The 16,545-nt window shown below is 66.7% G+C and carries 14 protein-coding genes; 12 read left to right on the forward strand and 2 right to left on the reverse strand.

Going from position 1 to position 16,545, the window contains the following annotated elements; genetic code table 11:
* Window positions 1-23 precede the first annotated feature (23 nt).
* A complete protein-coding gene (locus tag CI41S_RS32990; protein WP_244626759.1) occupies window positions 24-734 on the forward strand; it encodes a hypothetical protein in 711 nt (236 codons plus the stop codon).
* A gap of 9 nt (window positions 735-743) precedes the next feature.
* Here CI41S_RS32990 and rffA read toward each other — a convergent pair whose 3' ends face one another.
* Window positions 744-1,886, reverse strand: a complete 1,143-nt coding sequence (gene rffA, locus CI41S_RS32995; RefSeq protein WP_139863234.1) for a dTDP-4-amino-4,6-dideoxygalactose transaminase — start codon at window positions 1,884-1,886, stop codon at window positions 744-746.
* 244 nt (window positions 1,887-2,130) lie between these two features.
* Here rffA and CI41S_RS33000 point away from each other — a divergent pair, with 244 nt between their 5' ends.
* From CI41S_RS33000 to CI41S_RS33035, 8 genes are all read left to right on the forward strand, one after another.
* Entirely contained in the window at window positions 2,131-3,684 is a 1,554-nt protein-coding gene (locus CI41S_RS33000) for a lipopolysaccharide biosynthesis protein (RefSeq protein ID WP_139863235.1), read from the forward strand.
* A gap of 2 nt (window positions 3,685-3,686) precedes the next feature.
* Window positions 3,687-5,525: an asparagine synthase (glutamine-hydrolyzing) gene (gene asnB, locus CI41S_RS33005; RefSeq protein WP_139863236.1), complete on the forward strand. Its 1,839-nt coding sequence runs from the start codon at window positions 3,687-3,689 to the stop codon at window positions 5,523-5,525.
* A gap of 3 nt (window positions 5,526-5,528) precedes the next feature.
* Window positions 5,529-6,626: a glycosyltransferase family protein gene (locus CI41S_RS33010; RefSeq protein ID WP_139863237.1), complete on the forward strand. Its 1,098-nt coding sequence runs from the start codon at window positions 5,529-5,531 to the stop codon at window positions 6,624-6,626.
* Between the two features lie 161 nt (window positions 6,627-6,787).
* Entirely contained in the window at window positions 6,788-7,627 is an 840-nt protein-coding gene (locus CI41S_RS33015; protein WP_172628280.1) for a methyltransferase domain-containing protein, read from the forward strand.
* A complete protein-coding gene (locus CI41S_RS33020) occupies window positions 7,624-8,193 on the forward strand; it encodes an acyltransferase (RefSeq protein ID WP_139863239.1) in 570 nt (189 codons plus the stop codon). Before CI41S_RS33015 ends, CI41S_RS33020 begins: the two co-directional genes overlap by 4 nt.
* A complete protein-coding gene (locus tag CI41S_RS33025) occupies window positions 8,183-9,034 on the forward strand; it encodes a class I SAM-dependent methyltransferase (protein WP_139863240.1) in 852 nt (283 codons plus the stop codon). The genes CI41S_RS33020 and CI41S_RS33025 overlap by 11 nt, the downstream gene beginning before the upstream one ends.
* A gap of 3 nt (window positions 9,035-9,037) precedes the next feature.
* Window positions 9,038-9,967, forward strand: a complete 930-nt coding sequence (locus tag CI41S_RS33030; RefSeq protein ID WP_139863241.1) for an NAD-dependent epimerase/dehydratase family protein — start codon at window positions 9,038-9,040, stop codon at window positions 9,965-9,967.
* A complete protein-coding gene (locus tag CI41S_RS33035; RefSeq protein WP_139863242.1) occupies window positions 9,964-11,151 on the forward strand; it encodes a glycosyltransferase family 4 protein in 1,188 nt (395 codons plus the stop codon). The genes CI41S_RS33030 and CI41S_RS33035 overlap by 4 nt, the downstream gene beginning before the upstream one ends.
* Here CI41S_RS33035 and CI41S_RS33040 read toward each other — a convergent pair.
* Window positions 11,118-12,455 (reverse strand): hypothetical protein, encoded by a 1,338-nt coding sequence (locus CI41S_RS33040; RefSeq protein ID WP_139863243.1) that lies wholly within the window; start codon window positions 12,453-12,455, stop codon window positions 11,118-11,120. The two genes, CI41S_RS33035 and CI41S_RS33040, sit on opposite strands and share 34 nt — an antisense overlap.
* Window positions 12,456-12,880: 425 nt before the next feature.
* On the opposite strand from CI41S_RS33040, the gene CI41S_RS33045 reads away from it, so the two are divergent.
* From CI41S_RS33045 to CI41S_RS33055, 3 genes are read left to right on the forward strand one after another with little or no spacing between them, the layout of a single operon-like run.
* On the forward strand, window positions 12,881-13,879 hold the full coding sequence (locus CI41S_RS33045; RefSeq protein ID WP_139863244.1) for an NAD-dependent 4,6-dehydratase LegB: 999 nt from the start codon (window positions 12,881-12,883) through the stop codon (window positions 13,877-13,879).
* A 6-nt stretch (window positions 13,880-13,885) separates the two neighbouring features.
* Window positions 13,886-15,118 (forward strand): LegC family aminotransferase, encoded by a 1,233-nt coding sequence (locus CI41S_RS33050; RefSeq protein ID WP_139863245.1) that lies wholly within the window; start codon window positions 13,886-13,888, stop codon window positions 15,116-15,118.
* Window positions 15,118-16,506 (forward strand): hypothetical protein, encoded by a 1,389-nt coding sequence (locus tag CI41S_RS33055; RefSeq protein ID WP_139863246.1) that lies wholly within the window; start codon window positions 15,118-15,120, stop codon window positions 16,504-16,506. Before CI41S_RS33050 ends, CI41S_RS33055 begins: the two co-directional genes overlap by 1 nt.
* Window positions 16,507-16,545: the final 39 nt, after the last annotated feature.

Genomic DNA, 16,545 nt, shown 5'->3' on the forward strand with positions numbered 1-16,545 from the left:
GCACGGCAGGTATCTGAATCAGAATGGTCAAGCGGCCAAAATTGTCGGTCCTGGTGTTGCTCGGCGCGACGATGTCGGTCGGCGTTGGCCCGCAGCTATGGGCCGCGACGACGTCGACGATCGACGTGCTGCCCGTCGAACGCGATGGTTCCGATTCCGTCGACGTCGGTGGCCTGAAGCCGCTGGCGGAACCGGTTCGGGAACCGGTCAAGGCGCTGCCGAGCGGCAATCCGCTGTGGTCGGTGCCGCTGTCGGCGCTGACCGCCACCGTCGGCCGGCCGCTCTTCTCGGCCTCGCGGCGGCCGCCGCAGGGTGCGGTGGCCGGACCGCCGGTCGAACCCGTCGCCGCGCCGGCGCCGGTCGCCGCCGAGCCCGAGCGTCCGGCGCTGGCGTTGATCGGGGCTGTGGTCGGTGACAACGACGCCATCGCGGTGTTCCTCGACCGCACGACGCAGAAGACCATTCGCCTGCGCCAGGGCGACACCCATGCCGGATGGCAGCTCAGCGCCGTGCAGGGCCGCGAGGTCACCTTCGAGAGAGCCGGCCGCAGCGAGGTTCTGGCGTTGCAACGCCCGGAGGGGGCAGGGATGGCGCCGTTGGGTGGCCCGCCGCTGCCACCCGTGGCCGGCTTGGCGGTGCCGCAGCCGCAGCTGGTGCCCGGCGCGCTCGACGGCTCCTATGCGCCGTTCACGCCGCGCTCGACGCCGAAGAACGGCGAGTCGGACGGGCTGTAACGCGGGCGTTCACGCGGCGAGGATCGTGCCGAGCAGCTCGCAGACGCGCTGCTGCTGGCTTTCGTTCAACCCGACCCACATCGGCAATCTGATCAGGCGTTCGGACAGCCGTGTCGTTAGCCTCAGCTCGCCGTCGGCGCGTCCGAAGCGCAGGCCGGCCGGCGACGAATGCAGCGGCACGTAATGGAAGACGGAGGCGACGCCGTTCTCCTTCAGTTTCCGCAGCACCGCCTGGCGATCGATGCCGTCCGCCAGCAGCACGTAATAGAGATGGCCGTTGTGGCTGCAGTCCGCAGGCACGATCGGCCGGCGCAGCAGGCCGCGGCTCTCCAGCGCCTCGAGCCCGGCATGATAGCGTTGCCACAGCGCGCGCCGTTCGCGCGTGATGCGCTCGACCTGTTCGAGCTGCGCCCACAGGAACGCGGCGATGATCTCGCTCGGCAAATAGGACGAGCCGACATCCTGCCAGGTGTATTTGTCGATCTCGCCGCGATAGAAGCGGGCGCGGTCGGTGCCCTTCTCGCGGATGATCTCGGCGCGCTGCACCAGCGCGCCGTCATTGACCAGCAGCGCGCCGCCTTCGCCCGAGATCACGTTCTTGGTTTCGTGGAAGCTGAAGCTGCCGAGGTCGCCGATCGCGCCGAGCGCGCGGCCCTTGTAGTCGGCTCCGACACCCTGGGCCGCGTCCTCGACCACCGCGAGCCCGTGGCGTCGCGCGATCGTCATGATCGTGTCCATCTCGCAGCCGACGCCGGCATAGTGCACCGGCGCGATCGCGCGGGTGCGCGGCGTGATCGCGGCCTCGATCAGCCGTTCGTCGAGGTTGAGCGTATCCTCGCGGATTTCGACGAAAACAGGCACGCCGCCGCGCAGCACGAACGCGTTCGCGGTCGAGACGAAGGTGAACGAGGGCATGATGATCTCGTCGCCGGGCGCGATGTCGAGCAGCAGCGCCGACATGTCGAGCGCGGACGAGCAGGAGTGGGTCAGCAGTGCCCTGGCGCAGCCGGTCTGCTGCTCGATCCAGCGATGGCAACGCGCCGTGAAGCTGCCGTCGCCGGACAAATGCAAGGCGCGCTGCACCTCGGCGATGTGGTCAAGCTCGTTCCCGGTGACGTGGGGCCGGTTGAACGGAATCGGATCGATGGCCACGGTGCTGCTTTCAGGCCTTTGGGATGGCGGCGGAATCGCCTCGAGGATGACGTCAGATAGGCGGTTTCCGGGCGCAGAATCAACGGCCAATTGGCGCCCGCAAGAGAGGACGCCGGCAACCCTCGACAATCACCCTGCGCCCTGCTAGCCCGGTCCCGATGCAAAGCGGTTTTGCCTTGAGGGACGAGGCACTTGGGGCGCATCGACGCGATCGTCCGAGAGCTGGCCTGTACTGAGATAGAGGATGGCGTTGAAAAAGGGTCCGTCCGATCTGCTCGGTAACTCGGCATGGAATGCGATCGCCTTTGCGGTCGCAGTGCTGCCCAACCTCGCGATCCTGCCATTCGTGATCTTACGCCTCGGGCTGCCCGCGTTCGGCGTCGCGGGCCTCGTCACCGCCTGCGTCGCGCCGGCGCTGATGTTCAGCAGCGCGCTGGGGCTCTCGACCGCGCGCGAGCTCGCGCAGCGGCTGGCGCCCGCCGATCGCGACGAGGCGCGGCGGTTCTTCGCGACCGCGCTGCTGCTCGCCATCGCCGTCGGCGGCCTGATCGCGGCGCTGCTCGGCTTCGCCGCCGCACCGCTGGCACGGCTTGGATTTCATCTCGGCGGACCTGCCGCCGTCGACCTGGAGCTGGCCTTTGCGCTGGCCAGCGCGGGCTGGCTGTCGCAGTGCGTGTTCGCGGTGTTCCTGGCGTTGTTCACGGCGCGGCAGGATTATCGGCGGATCGCCGCCATCAGCATCGCCGGCACGCTGGTGGCGGCGCTGGCGACGCTGCCGCTGATCCCGCTTTCGCCGCGCGCCTCGACCTTCCTCGGCTGCCAGGCGCTGGGTTTTGTCACCAATCTCGTGATGGCCGTGTACTGGTCGCGGCGCACGATCGGCGAGTGGCTGGCGCCGCCTGCGCTCGATCGTGCCGCGCTGCATGCACTGGTCAGGCTGGGCGGTTGGCAGCTCGCGGCGCAAAGCGGCGCGCTGTTTGCCGGGCAGGCCGACCGCTATCTGCTCGGCGTGTTGCTGCAGCCGCAATTCGTCGGCTTCTACAGCGTCGCACAGCGGCTGGAGGAGGCGGTCTATATCGGCGTGCTGAAGATCGGCGAGATCCTGTTCCCGTTCTTCAGCACGCTGCAGAAGGAGGCCGACGACCGCAAGGTCGACCTGTTGCTGCGCTCGTCCTGGATCCTCAACGTGCTCGCCGCGAGCGCGCTGGGCGGCGTGATCCCGGTCGCCGGCGCGCTGCTCTACCGCTGGACCGGCGCCGAGGTGGCGGCTGCGGCCGAACTGGTGCTGGTGGTGCTGTCGATCAGCGGCATCCTCGGCTCCAGCGCCAATGTGTTTGCGTTCTATCTGCTGTCGCAGGGGCGCTCCAGCTCCAACGCGCTGATCTCGCTGCTGACCGGCGTCTTCACGCTGGCGACCAGCGCCGTCGCGCTGCCGTATTTCGGCTGGCAGGCGGCCGGCTGGAGCTCCTGCGTCGGCATGGTCGCGCAGATGCTGACCACGGTGTTCCTGCTGCGGCGGACCTTCAACCTTCCGGGCATCGGGTCGCGCGTCGCGCATTTTGTCCTGCTTCCGCTCGGCGTCGGGATCGCGGTTGCGCTGGCGCTGCGCGGCTGGCTCGGCTATGCCGCATTCGACCAGGCGCCGTCATGGTGGTATGTGGTGTCGCTCTACGCGGTGTCGGCGGCGGCGATCTTCGTTGCTGCCGTCGCCGCTTCCCAACTTGGACCCTATCGCGCCGTCTGCTGGCGGGACCTCCGCGCCATCGTCGTTCGCTTCTTGCCGTTGAAGGCCGTCTAGACATGTGCGGGATCGCAGGCATCGTCAATCTTCGGGGCAATCCGGTCGAACCGGCCGAGATCGAACGGCTGCGCGGCCTGATCGCGCATCGCGGTCCGTTCGGTGAGGGCAGCTGGTTCAATGCCCGCCGCAATCTCGCCTTCGGTCACCGCCGGCTCGCGGTGATCGATCCGACCGAGGGCGGCCGGCAACCGATGACGTCGGGCGATGGCCGTCACGTCATCGTCTACAACGGCGAGATCTACAATTTCCTCGAGCTGCGCCGCGAGCTCGAGGCCAAGGGCGCGACGTTCCGCAGCCAGTCCGACACCGAGGTGATCCTTGCCGCCTGGCAGGCCTGGGGCGAGGACATGCTGGCGCGCTTCAACGGCGAGTGGGCGCTGGCGATCTACGACACCACCACGGACGAATTGTTCCTGGCGCGCGATCATTTCGGCATCAAGCCGCTGCAATATGCGCTGACGTCCGAGCGCTTCGTGTTCGCGTCCGAACAGCGCGCGCTGGCGCGCAGCGGGCTGGTCGATGCGGCCATCGACGTCGACGTGGCGCGGCGCCTGCTGCTCGATCCGTTCGGGATCGAAGGCAGCGAGCGCAGCTTGTTCCGGCAGGTGCGCCGGCTGCAGGGCGGCCACTGCATGTGGCTGCGCAACGGACGCGTCGAGGTGCGCCGCTGGTGGCGCACCGTGGACCGGCTGCCCGAGGTGCCGCGCGACGAAGCCGGCCGCGTGGCGCGCTTCCGCGAGCTGTTTCAGGATGCCGTGGCGCTGCGCATGCGCAGCGACGTTCCGATCGGAACCTGCCTGTCCGGCGGCTTCGACTCATCGGCGGTGATCTGCGCGATGTCCTCGCACGAGAAGGCCGGCATGGGACCGCGCGACTCGACGGCCTGGCGCCACGCCTTTGTCGCGACCTTTCCCGGCGCCAGCAACGACGAGCGGCCGGCGGCCGAGGAGGCGGCGGCCTGGGCCGAGGTCAAGCCGACATTCCTGGAGATCGGGCGCAACGATGCGCTGTCCGACATCGACCGCATCCTCGACGACAATGACGACGTCTATATCGGGCTGCCGAGCGCGGCCTGGATGATCTATCGCGAGCTGCGCCGCCAGAACGTCACGGTGTCGCTCGATGGCCACGGCGCCGACGAGCTGATGGGCGCCTACATGCAGGAGGGCCAGTCGGCCGCATTCCGGATCCGCAACGCCGCCGCCGCGCTCACCTCGCGCGTCCCGCTCGCGCAGCGCGGCGTCGACCTGCTGCGGGCGCAGATGATCCGCCGCCAGGGCCACTATTTCCTGCGCGGCGGGCTTGCCGGCATTCCGGCGCCGCTGCCGCTGGTCGCCGAGGATGACGAATTGCCGAGCGGCTGGGGCGCGCTGAACCGGCGGCTCTACCGCATGTTCCACTCGACCACGTTGCCGACCATCCTGCGCAACTTCGACCGGCTGTCGATGGCGCACGGCATCGAGGTGCGCATGCCGTTCATGGACTGGCGGCTGGTGACCTACACGATGGCGTTGCCGGAGACTAGCAAGGCGGCCGACGGCATCACCAAGGTGGTGGCGCGGCGGGCGATGGAGAAGCTGATGCCCGAGAGCATTCGCACCGCGCGCCGCAAGGTCGGCTTCAACTCGCCGATGCCGGAATGGCTGAACGGGCCGCTTGCGGGCTGGACCGCCGAACTGCTCGACCGCAAGGTTCCGGCCTTTGCCGAGATCGTCGATGAAGCGCCGCTGCGCGAGACCGTCGGCCGCTTGACGGCACAGCAGAGTTGGGATTGGGAGAGCGTGGGCCGGATCTGGCCGTATCTGAACATGAAATGGATGCTGGCAAGGTACGCGTGAGCGATGCGCCTGTTCCAGAATAGCGGCCTCTATCCGTCCTATCTGCCGCGCCTGAACCAACTCGCCGCGAACGCAACGCGTTTCGAGGCGCGCCGCGACGTGTTCCTGCACGACCGCTTCGGCGCGCCGCATTTCCTCAAGCCCGTGCTCGACGGCTCGCCCGACGCGTTCTTCACCAATGGCGACGACGAGGTGCTGCAGCGGCAGTGGGCGCGCGCGCAGGGCATGTCGGGCACGCCGACATCAGAGGCGATCCTGCTCGCGCAGATCGAGCATCACCGGACCGAGGTGTTCTACAATCTCGATCCGGTGCGCTATCCGAGCGCGTTCGTCGCCAAGCTGCCGGGCTGCGTGAAGACGACGTTGGCCTGGCGCGCGGCGCCGTCGGGCAATGCCGATCTCACCGCCTATGGCGCGGTGCTCGGCAATTTTCCGTCGATCCTGGAGTCATGGCGCAGCAAGGGCTGCCGGGCCGAGCTGTTCTTCCCCGCGGTCGACCCCGTGATGGACGAATACGGCCAGAGCGAGCGGCCGATCGACGTCGCGTTCGTCGGCGGCTATTCGCGGCATCACAGCGCGCGCGGCCGGACGCTGGAACAGGTCGCCGCGCTCGCCGCCGATTATCAGATCGTGTTCTGCCTCGACGCATCGCGCCTGACGCGGCTTTCCGAAAGCGTGCTCGGCCGCATGCTGCCGCTAGGCAAGCACCGGCGGCCCGACGCCATCGCCCGCATCGCGCGGCAGCCGGTGTTCGGCCGCGACCTCTACGCGCTGCTCGGATCGGCGAAGATCGTGCTCAACGGCGCCATCGACATGGCCGGCAACGATCGCGGCAACATGCGCTGCTTCGAGGCGATGGGGTGCGGGGCCCTGCTGGTCTCGGATGCGGGACGATATCCGGAGGGGATGGACGACGGCGTCACGATGCGAGCCTATGCGACGCCCGAACAGGCCACTGCGGCGATCGTCGAGTGCCTGCGGGACTGGCCGCAATCGGCCGGGGTCGCTGCGTCCGGCAAGAGGCGCCTCCAGGAGATCTACGGCAAAGCCTCGCAATGGGCGCATTTTCTCGATCTCGTCGGGCGGATTAAGCCGTGCTAGAGCGTTTTTCGAGCGAAGTGGATACCGGTTCGCGTGAAGAAAACGCGTCAAACCAAGAATCTAGAGCTACGTTCCGATTCCATCGGAACGGAAATAGCTCTAGACGGAGCGCAAGGCCGGCCATGGGGCGGGCGATCGGGTAGTGATATCGGGTAGTGATGATGTCTGCGGGTGATTTGATCCATCAGCTGAAATGGGCCGCCGACGGCCTCGCCGTGCCGCTGTTCAGGGTGCGGCCGCGCCCGTTCGGCCCGGGCTATCAGACCGTCAAGCGGGACACCATCACCGCGGCGATCGATGCCGGCCTGCTCAAGGGCGACAAGCAGCTGCCGCAGGGCTACGGCATCGCCATGGACGAGCGCGTCGTGGAGTATCCCTGGGTCTATGGCCGGCTGGACAAGGTCGGCAAGATGCTCGACGCGGGCTCGACCTTCAATCACGACTTCCTGCTGCAGCGCGCGCCGCTGCGCGGCGCCGATCTCACCATCATGACGCTGGCGCCCGAACGGCGATGCTATTGGCGCGACGGCTATTCCTACGTGTTCGGCGACCTCAGGAAGACCATGTTCGGCGACCACGTGTTCGACACCGTCGCCAGCATTTCGACGATCGAGCACATCGGCCTCGACAATCAGATGCTGTACACCGGCGATCCGCGCGACGCGGAAACCGACCGCGAAGGCTTCGTTCCTGCGGTGCAGGAGTACAAGCGCATTCTCAAGCCGGGTGGCACCTGTCTAATCTCGGTGCCGTTCGGCAAGCGCGACAATCTCGGCTGGTATCAGGTGTTCGACCTTCCGATGATCGAGCGCATCATCGAGGCGTTCGGCCCGACCTCGAGCCAGGTCGACTATTTCGGCTATTCGCGGAACGGCTGGTCGCGCCAGAGTGCCGCGGCGCTTGCGGGTGCGACCGTCCACGATATCCATACCGGCAAGGGGCGGGCCGACGACCTTGCGGCATCGTCGCGCGCCATCGCCTGCCTGCAGTTGACGGCATGAACCCCGATTACCTGATCCAGCGCCTGATCGGCCGCGCTACCTGCCGGCTCGAGCCCGACGCGGTGCTCGGCCGCTACGCCAGGATCAGGAACATCCGCGGCGATTCCGCCAAGATCGTCGTCGGCCGCAACAGCCATATCCTCGGCGAGCTCCTGACCTTCGCACATGGCGGCGAGATCAGGATCGGCAAGTGGTGTTATGTCGGCGAGGGGACGCGGATCTGGTCGGCGGCCTCCATCGAGATCGGCAACCGGGTCCTGATCTCGCATTCGGCGAATGTGTTCGACAATCTCACCCATCCGCTGCGCGCGGCGGAGCGGCACCGGCAGGTGCAGGCGATTTTCACCCGCGGTCATCCGCGCGACATCTCGCTCGACGAGAGCCCGGTGCGGATCGGCGATGACGCTTGGATCGGCGCCGGCGCCATGGTGCTGCGCGGCGTCACGGTGGGGCAGGGCGCGATCGTCGCGGCCGGCGCGGTCGTGACCAAGGATGTCGCGGCGTTTTCGATCGTGGCGGGCAATCCCGCCGTGGTCGTCAGGGAGCTCGGGCCCGATGAACGGTGAGCGCAAGTTTACGACCTGGGAAGAAGCCGTGGTCTGGCTGCGCAATCAGCCGGCGCAGCGCCAGCTCGTGCTCGATGCATTCTACGACGATCCGCTCGTGGAGGCCGCCGAGCGCTATTTCCAGAGCAGCGAATGGCAGGCGGTTGCCGCACTGCTGGCCGGGCGGACCGGCACCGCGCTCGACGTCGGGGCCGGGCGCGGCATTGCGAGCTATGCGCTGGCCCGCAGCGGCTTTGCCGTGACCGCGCTCGAACCTGACCCGAGCCCGATCGTGGGAGGGGCGGCGATCCGCGCGCTGGCTGCGGAGGCTCAGCTGCCGATCCAGGTGGTCGAGGAATTTTCCGAGCGGTTGCCGTTTGCCGACGCGACGTTCGATGTCGTGTTCGCCCGCGCCGTGCTGCATCACACCAGCGACCTCGAGGGCGCGTGCCGGGAGATGTTCCGGGTGCTGCGGCCCGGCGGGGTACTGATCGCGGCGCGCGAGCACGTCATCAGCAAGGAAGCCGACCTCCCGCAATTCCTCGCGCAGCATCCGCTGCACCATCTCTACGGCGGCGAACACGCCTATCTGCTCGATCGCTACACCGGTGCGCTGAGCGCCGCCGGATTTTCCGCGATCGATACGCTGGCGCCGCTGCAGAGCCCGATCAACCTGTTTCCCTATACGGCGGAAACCCTAAAAGCGGCGATCGTGGCGAAGTTGACGCAGAAGATTCCGGTGGCGCCGCTGTGGCGCGCTGCGTTCGCATCGCATGGCGTGTTCGTCTCGCTGCTCTCGCTTGCCGAACGTTTCGACAATCGGCCGGGACGGCTGTACTCCTTCGTCTGTCACAAGGCTTGAGCGATGACGGTCTGGGTCACCGGCGCGAACGGGTTCATCGGCCGCCATCTCGTCCATGCGTTGGCGGCGGCGGGCCGCGCGGTGCATGGCGTCGGCCATGGCGCGCTCGATGCGGCGGAGGCCGGCCGGCTCGGCTTGCAGAGCTGGATCAACGGCGAGATCGATGCTGCCAATCTGAACGCGCTTGCGGCGGCGCATGGATTGCCGGCGCAAATCTATCATCTGGCCGGCGGATCGTCGGTCGGGGTCTCGATCGAGCGGCCGTTCGAAGATTTCTCGCGCACCGTGACCAGCACCGCCCGGCTGCTCGAATGGCTGCGCGGCGCGGCGCCCAATTGTCGCGTCATCGCGGCGTCGAGCGCGGCGGTCTACGGCGCCGATCACCCCGGTCCGATTCCCGAGAGCGCCGCACCGACACCGATGTCGCCCTACGGCCAGCACAAGCTGATGATGGAGCAGTTGTGCGCCAGCTATGCGCGCTCCTACGGCATCAACTGCACGGTGGTGCGGCTGTTCTCGGTCTACGGCCCCAATCTGCGCAAGCAACTGCTCTGGGACATCTGCTCGCGGCTGAACGCCGGGCAGCCGTCGCTCGATCTCGGCGGCACCGGCGCCGAGATCCGCGACTGGACCGACGTGCGCGATGTCGCAAGGCTGCTGACTGATGTCGCCGAACCGTCGCCGCAGGACGCGTTCCGCGTCATCAACGGCGGCTCGGGCCGCGGCACCAGCGTTGCCGATATCGCCGCCGGCCTGGTGCGGCAGTGGGGCGGCAGCACCCCCGTGCGCTATTCCGGGATTGCCCGGCCCGGCGATCCCGCGAGCCTGCTGGCCGACGATGCCAGCCTGCGCCGCATCGGGTTCGACTGGCGGATTCCGCTCGATCGTGGTCTTGCCGACTACGTGGCTTGGTTCAGGCAGCAGGCCGCATGACAGTGTCTTCCCCGATGCGTATCGCGTTCAACTCCATCTCGCGTCGGCAATGGGCCGGCGGGTACAATTATCAGCGTAACCTGTTCGCGGCGCTGGCCCGATTCCGGCCCGGCGAGTTCGCCCCGGTCGTGTTTGCCGGCAAGCAGAGCGACGCGAGCGAACTAGCCGACCTTGCCGCGATCCCGGACGTCGAGATCGTGCGCGCAGAGGCATTCGACGGGCAGCCGGAATTGCCGGCGGCGGTCGCGCTCGGCCTCGCCCAACGCGCCGCGGCGTCGTTTCGCTCGGCCGGCATCGATGCGGTGGTCGAGTCGGCGCGCTTCTTCGGCTGGCGGCTGCCGATCCCGGCGGTGGCCTGGATCCCCGACCTGCAGCATCGCTCCCTGCCGCATCTGTTTCCGAGGGCCGCGCGCTGGCGCCGCGAGTTCGGCTTTCGCATGCAGATCGGTTCGAGCCGGACCATCATGCTCAGCAGCGAAAGCGCGCTGCGTGATTTCAAGGTTTGCTATCCGCGCGCCAGAAACAAGGTCTGCGTGGTTCGCTTCGCGACCCAGCCGCCGGCGGCGCTGCTGAACACGGATCCGGCGGAGGTCATCGCCACCTACGGACTGCCGCAAAGCTATTTCTATCTGCCCAATCAGTTCTACCGCCACAAGAACCACCAGCTGGTGGTCGACGCCCTGGCGATCCTGAAGCAACGCGGCGCCGATGTGGTGGTGTGCGCGTCCGGCAGCACCGACGACCCGCGCGAGCCGGGCTACTACGAGCGCGTCAGTGCGCAGCTCAAGGAGCGCGGCCTCTCCGCGAACTTCCGCCACGTCGGCACCATTCCGCTGTCCCACGTCTATGCGCTGCTGCGGGCCGCGACCGCGCTGGTCAACCCGTCACGTTTCGAGGGATGGAGCACCACGGTGGAGGAGGCGAAATCGTTCGGGGTTCCGATGATCCTGTCCGACATCGACGTGCACCGGGAGCAGACCGCAGGTCGCGCGCGCTATGTCGGCGTCGATGATCCGGCAGCGCTCGCGGATCACCTGATGCAGGCCTCACAGCAGGCCAGCGGGCTCGTGGTGCGCAGCATCATCCCGGGTCACGACGACAGTGTCAGCGCTTTCGCGGCGAGCTTTGCCGCCACCATGCGCCAGGCCGTTCAGGGGGATGCCGGCAAACTGGCGGCGGGTTGACCCTGCGCCGGCCTGCGTTCGACGCGGAACGGCGCGATGTACCAGAGCAGGAACAGCAGGACCGCGCCGTGGGTCAGCAACACGGTGGTGAAGGGAACGTTGACGATCAGCTGCACCAGCACGGCCCCGGAGATCAGGACAAAGCGCGGCGGCAGATTGGCCGAGGCCCGGTTCCCCAGCGCGACCACCAGTCCGCAGACAAATGCCGAGATCGGCGCCAGCACCGGTCCGATCGACGCAATTCCCTCGGTCGCGAACAGCGAGGCGTTGAAGTATCCGCCGATCCCGAATGCCTTGTAGATGATCGCGGAGAGCTGCTCGTTGTACGGGCAGGACATCACCGACTTCAGCACCCCGATCTGACAGTAGTAGGTCAGCGGATTCTTCGAAAAGAACTCGTTGTAGTAGTCCATCGCCAGCGACGGGATCGCGACCATCCGGAAATTGACCAGGCCGAAATACGGGATGCCCGTCGAATAGGGGATCCAGTTGAACTGGAACAGCGTGAACAGGAAGATCCCGAGCGTCACCGGCACGAGCAGGGAGACGACGACGGCAATCCTGAGTTCGAAAATCCTCGACAGCACCGTCATCACGATCAGCCAGGCCGACGTGAGCAGCGAGATCTTGCTCACCGTCACCGGATAGAACGCCAAAAGGATCAGCAGCGCCGTCAGGGCGCGCCATTTCTTCTTCAGCTCGATGCAGCATGCAAAGGCGAACGGCAGCAAGGCGCCGCTCGCCATCGCCATCAGGTAGTTGAGCCCTCGCGGCGCCCGCAGCGATTCGCGGTAGTCGTAGATGCGTTCGATCGACACCAGCTGGAAGTCGTAGAACGCGCCGATCGACACCACCACGGCGCCGAACACCAGGATGACGTCGATCAGGCGGTCGAGCGCCCTCGGCGACAGGGTCCAGAATTGCGGCAGCGGCGATCGAATGAGCAGCGCCGGCAACAGGAACGCGATGGCCGATGCCGCCGCGGACAATCTGGTCAACGAATGATTGTAGATGAAGTCCGAGAACTGATTGAGCCAGAGATAGCCCAGGATCATCGTGAACAGGTAGAAGCCGACGAAGTAGCCGAAGCTGAACTCGGCGTAAACGAACAGGATCGCAACCGTCGAGAACAGCGCGACGACCGCGATGGTCGAAGCCAGGTCGCTCGGCCGGAAAAAGATATGGTACTCGGGATAGAGCTGCGCGACGCAGCCAAGCGAGACGCAGGTCACCACGACATGAATGAAGACCAGGAGCGGCAGCCTGTAGCTCTCCGGCATCAGGCCGCGACCGATCCCACCCACTTGGTATTCTCCAGCAACGCTTGGCAGTAGCAGTCCGTCCGATACCCCATTCGAAACGCCCGGACAACTCTGCGCAGGCGCCGCGTCCGACGCGGACACCGCGTGTTCCCCGGCGAGTGCTGTTCCATGAGCCATCGCGCACGCGCGCATGCGCATTCGATCCCTGGACTGGCCGGTTTTGTCATCGGGATTCGCGCGGATCGAGCGTGCGCCGGTTGCTTTGCCGGCGGGCCGGGCCACGGGCAATCCGCGCAAATCAGCTCCGCGTGGCGGTTGCTTGATTGTTGTAGTAAATTCAATGACTTAATATCACGTGGCGGCAGTTTCGCCGGCCTTTCGGCACTTTCCATCTGGTTTCCAGCCGCCGGAGTGGCTAGAAGCGGCCGTGTTGCCGGAGGGTGCCGGCATTTTGGGAGATTTGGGGCTTGCAAAAGGTATTGCTGACGGGCGCAGGTGGATTCATCGGCTCGCATCTTGCCGAGGAACTGGTGCGCCGACAGTTCGGCGTGCGCGCCTTCGTGCACTACAACAGCATGGGGTCGTATGGCTGGCTGGATACGCTGCCCGCCGACGTGCTCGACAAGATCGACGTGTTTGCCGGCAATGTCTGCGACCCGAACGGGCTGCGCACCGCGATGAAGGGCTGCGATGCGGTGCTGCATCTCGCCGCGCTGATCGCCATTCCCTATTCGTACCATTCGCCGGATACGTATCTCGATACGAACATCCGCGGCACGCTGAACGTGCTGCAGGCGGCGCGTGATCTCGACGTCGGCCATGTCGTGCACACCTCGACCAGCGAGGTCTACGGCACCGCGCAGTTCGTCCCGATCACCGAGGAGCATCCGCTGCAGGGGCAATCGCCGTATTCGGCGACCAAGATCGGGGCCGACCAGATCGCGCTGTCGTTCGAGAAGTCGTTCGGCACGCCGGTGACGGTGGTGCGGCCGTTCAACACCTACGGACCGCGGCAATCCACCCGCGCGGTGATCCCGACCATCATCACCCAGATCGCAGCCGGACGCCGCCGCATCAAGCTCGGCAGCGTTCACCCGACCCGCGACTTCAACTATGTCGGCGACACCGTCGGCGGCTTCCTCGCGGCGCTGGAGAAGCGGGCCGGCATCGGCGAGGTCGTCAATATCGGCAGCGGGTTCGAGATCTCGATCGGCGACACCGCGCAGCTGATCGCCGGGCTGATGGGGGTCGAGATCGAGATCGAGCAGGACGACGTCCGCGTCCGTCCCGACCGCAGCGAGGTGGAGCGGCTGTGGGCCAGCAACGCCAAGGCGCAAAAGCTGCTTGGCTGGTCGCCGCGCTTCGGCGGCGTCGACGGGCTGCGCAAGGGCCTCGAGCAGACCATCGCCTGGTTCACCAAGCAGGAGAACCTGTCCCGCTATCGCGCCAATGCATACACTTTGTGATTTTTCATGACTGCTTTGTCCGCCCAAGCCAGCGATATCAATTCCGCCGCAGTCGACCTGCAGCCCGTGCTCGCCGCGGTCGATGCCGTGCTCGGCGCGCAGCCGCGCCCGGTCGAGCTGCATGAGCCGCGGTTCGGTGCGCGCGAACGCGAGCTGGTGCTCGATTGCATCGATACCAACTGGGTGTCGTCGGCCGGGCAATACGTGACCCGATTCGAGCAGATGGTCGCGAAAGTGGCCGGCGCCCGCCACGCGGTGGCGATCGTCAACGGCACGGCCGCGCTGCATGCGGCGCTGTTGCTCGAAGGCGTCAAGCCGAATGACGAGGTGCTGCTGCCCGCGATCACCTTCGTCGCGACCGCGAATGCCGTGAGCCACGCCGGCGCCGTCCCGCATTTCGTCGATTCGACCTGGGATACGCTCGGGATCGATCCGGTCGCGCTCGACAAGCATCTCGAGGCGATCGCCGTGCAGCGCGACGGCGGCTGGGTGAACCGGCAGACCGGCCGGCGGCTGCGCGCGGTGGTGCCGGTCCACATCTTCGGCCATCCGGTCGACATGGCCGCGCTCGGCGCGGTGGCGGCGAAATACGGCCTCGTGGTCGTCGAGGACGCCACCGAGTCGCTCGGCTCGACCTGGAACGGGCAGGGCTGCGGCACCTTCGGCCATTCCGCGGTGCTCAGCTTCAACGGCAACAAGATCGTCACCACCGGCGGCGGCGGCATGATCCTGACCGACGACGACGATCACGCCCGCCACGCGCGGCACTTCACCTCGACCGCGAAGAAGTCGCACGCCTGGGCGTTCGAGCATGACGAGGTGGCCTACAATTACCGCCTGCCCAACATCAATGCCGCGCTGGGCTGCGCCCAGATGGAACGGCTGGAGGGGATGGTCGCCGCCAAGCGGGAGCTGGCCGAGCGCTATCTGCAGGCCTTCAGCGCCTTTCCGTGGGCGAAGATCTATCGCGAGCCAAAGGGCGCGCAGAGCAATTACTGGCTGAACACGCTGGTGCTCGATCGCGACTATGCCGCCGAGCGCGACCGGTTGCTGGCGGCGCTGCATGGCCACGGCATTCGCGCCCGGCCGTTGTGGACGCCGATGCACATGCTGCCGATGTACCGGGATTGCCCGCGCGCGCCGCTCGCCGTGGCGGAGGACATGTCTGCGCGCTGCATCAACCTGCCGAGCAGTCCGTTCCTTGCCGAAGCCGGTCGGACGAACGCGAACCAGCGCTGATGTCCCGCATCGTCTTCTTCACCATTCACAGCACGACGGCCTGGTGGAAATATCTGGGCTCGCGGCTGGAGTTTGCCGACGTCACCGTGCTGAGCGATCTGCGCGACGACGGCGATTATTCGCTGGTCGACGATTTCTATCGCTTCATCGACAAGGGCGATGCCGACAAGGCCGCGATCGCCCGGTTCGGCGAGGACGGCTGCGCCGACATCATCCTGCGCTGCCGCGTGCTCAGAAGCATCGACCGCGGCCAGGCGCTGCGGATGATCGGCGGCATGACCCAGGCGATCGAGCGCGCGTTCGACAAGCTCGCGCCCGAGCTGGTCATGACCTTCACCATCGACCGCTATGTCATGGACGTGATGGCGCGGATCGCGGACCGGCGCGGCATCGACTTCCTCGAGATGACCACTTCGATCATTCCCGACCAGGTCATGCTGATGCGCCGCGGCCGGCCGGTCCGGTTGCACGAGCCGTCGAGCGCCGCGGTCGATTCGGCGGTCGAGCTGCTCTGCAAGGGCGACTTCGCGCCGGCCTATGTGCGCGACGCCAAGCGCTTCTCGCTCGGAAAATTCTGGCGCGTGTTCGGCTACTACGCGCTGCGCGGCGCCTATTTCAACCTCTGGCGCTTCGTGAAGCGCGACCGCTACAACTGCCACTACCTCGATGCGCTGAAGCGGCTGAAGCACAAGGTGCGCCCCGGCGACGTCGCGGTGCTGCCGCTGCTCGACCATGACTGGGACAAGCGCCTCGCCGAACTGCCGCGCGAGAAGCGCGTGTTCCTCGGCCTGCAGCTGTTCCCGGAAGCCTCGATGGATTACTGGCTGACCTCGCAGCGCATGCTGGCGCATGACGACGTGGTGGTGCGCTATTGCGAGGTGCTGGGCGGCGCCGGCTATCGCATCTTCGTCAAGGACCATCCGCTGCAGTTCGGCTTCCGCCAGCGCGAGCTGTTCCAGCGGCTGGCGAAGCTGCCCTATGTCACGCTGGTTCCTTATGACGTTCCGGCCAATCTCCTGATCGGCAAATGCGCGGTGTCGGTCACCTTCACCGGTACGATCGGCTTCCAGGCGGCGCTGGCCGGGCTGTGTTCCGTTGCAACCGAACCGTATTATGCCACCGAGCAACATTTCCTTCATATTCGCGACGTCGACGAGATCGAGAGCCTGCCCGAAAAGCTCGCGCGCTGGCAGGTGCCCGGAGATCTGGCGGCCACGCAGCGCGAGATCATGCGGCATCTCGCGGCGGTCAGCGTCGAAGGCGATTATTTCGGCTGGCGCAACTTCGATCCCGAGAACGAGGCTGCGCGCAAGTCGGTCGAGCCGCTGGCGCGCTCGCTGAACGCGTATCTGCCGCAATTCCTGAAGTCCTGCAGAACCGCGGCGTGACTTGTCTCGCAATGTCTGCCACGCAGTGTCGATGACCGG

This window comes from Bradyrhizobium ivorense, assembly GCF_900696085.1.
GTDB lineage: Bacteria > Pseudomonadota > Alphaproteobacteria > Rhizobiales > Xanthobacteraceae > Bradyrhizobium > Bradyrhizobium ivorense.

Coding starts and splice junctions, on each gene's coding strand:
- CI41S_RS32990 (WP_244626759.1), top strand. CDS start 24: ATGGTCAAGCGGCCAAAATTGTCGGTCCTGGTGTTGCTCGGCGCGACG.
- CI41S_RS33000 (WP_139863235.1), top strand. CDS start 2,131: ATGGCGTTGAAAAAGGGTCCGTCCGATCTGCTCGGTAACTCGGCATGG.
- asnB (WP_139863236.1), top strand. CDS start 3,687: ATGTGCGGGATCGCAGGCATCGTCAATCTTCGGGGCAATCCGGTCGAA.
- CI41S_RS33010 (WP_139863237.1), top strand. CDS start 5,529: ATGCGCCTGTTCCAGAATAGCGGCCTCTATCCGTCCTATCTGCCGCGC.
- CI41S_RS33015 (WP_172628280.1), top strand. CDS start 6,788: ATGTCTGCGGGTGATTTGATCCATCAGCTGAAATGGGCCGCCGACGGC.
- CI41S_RS33020 (WP_139863239.1), top strand. CDS start 7,624: ATGAACCCCGATTACCTGATCCAGCGCCTGATCGGCCGCGCTACCTGC.
- CI41S_RS33025 (WP_139863240.1), top strand. CDS start 8,183: ATGAACGGTGAGCGCAAGTTTACGACCTGGGAAGAAGCCGTGGTCTGG.
- CI41S_RS33030 (WP_139863241.1), top strand. CDS start 9,038: ATGACGGTCTGGGTCACCGGCGCGAACGGGTTCATCGGCCGCCATCTC.
- CI41S_RS33035 (WP_139863242.1), top strand. CDS start 9,964: ATGACAGTGTCTTCCCCGATGCGTATCGCGTTCAACTCCATCTCGCGT.
- CI41S_RS33050 (WP_139863245.1), top strand. CDS start 13,886: ATGACTGCTTTGTCCGCCCAAGCCAGCGATATCAATTCCGCCGCAGTC.
- CI41S_RS33055 (WP_139863246.1), top strand. CDS start 15,118: ATGTCCCGCATCGTCTTCTTCACCATTCACAGCACGACGGCCTGGTGG.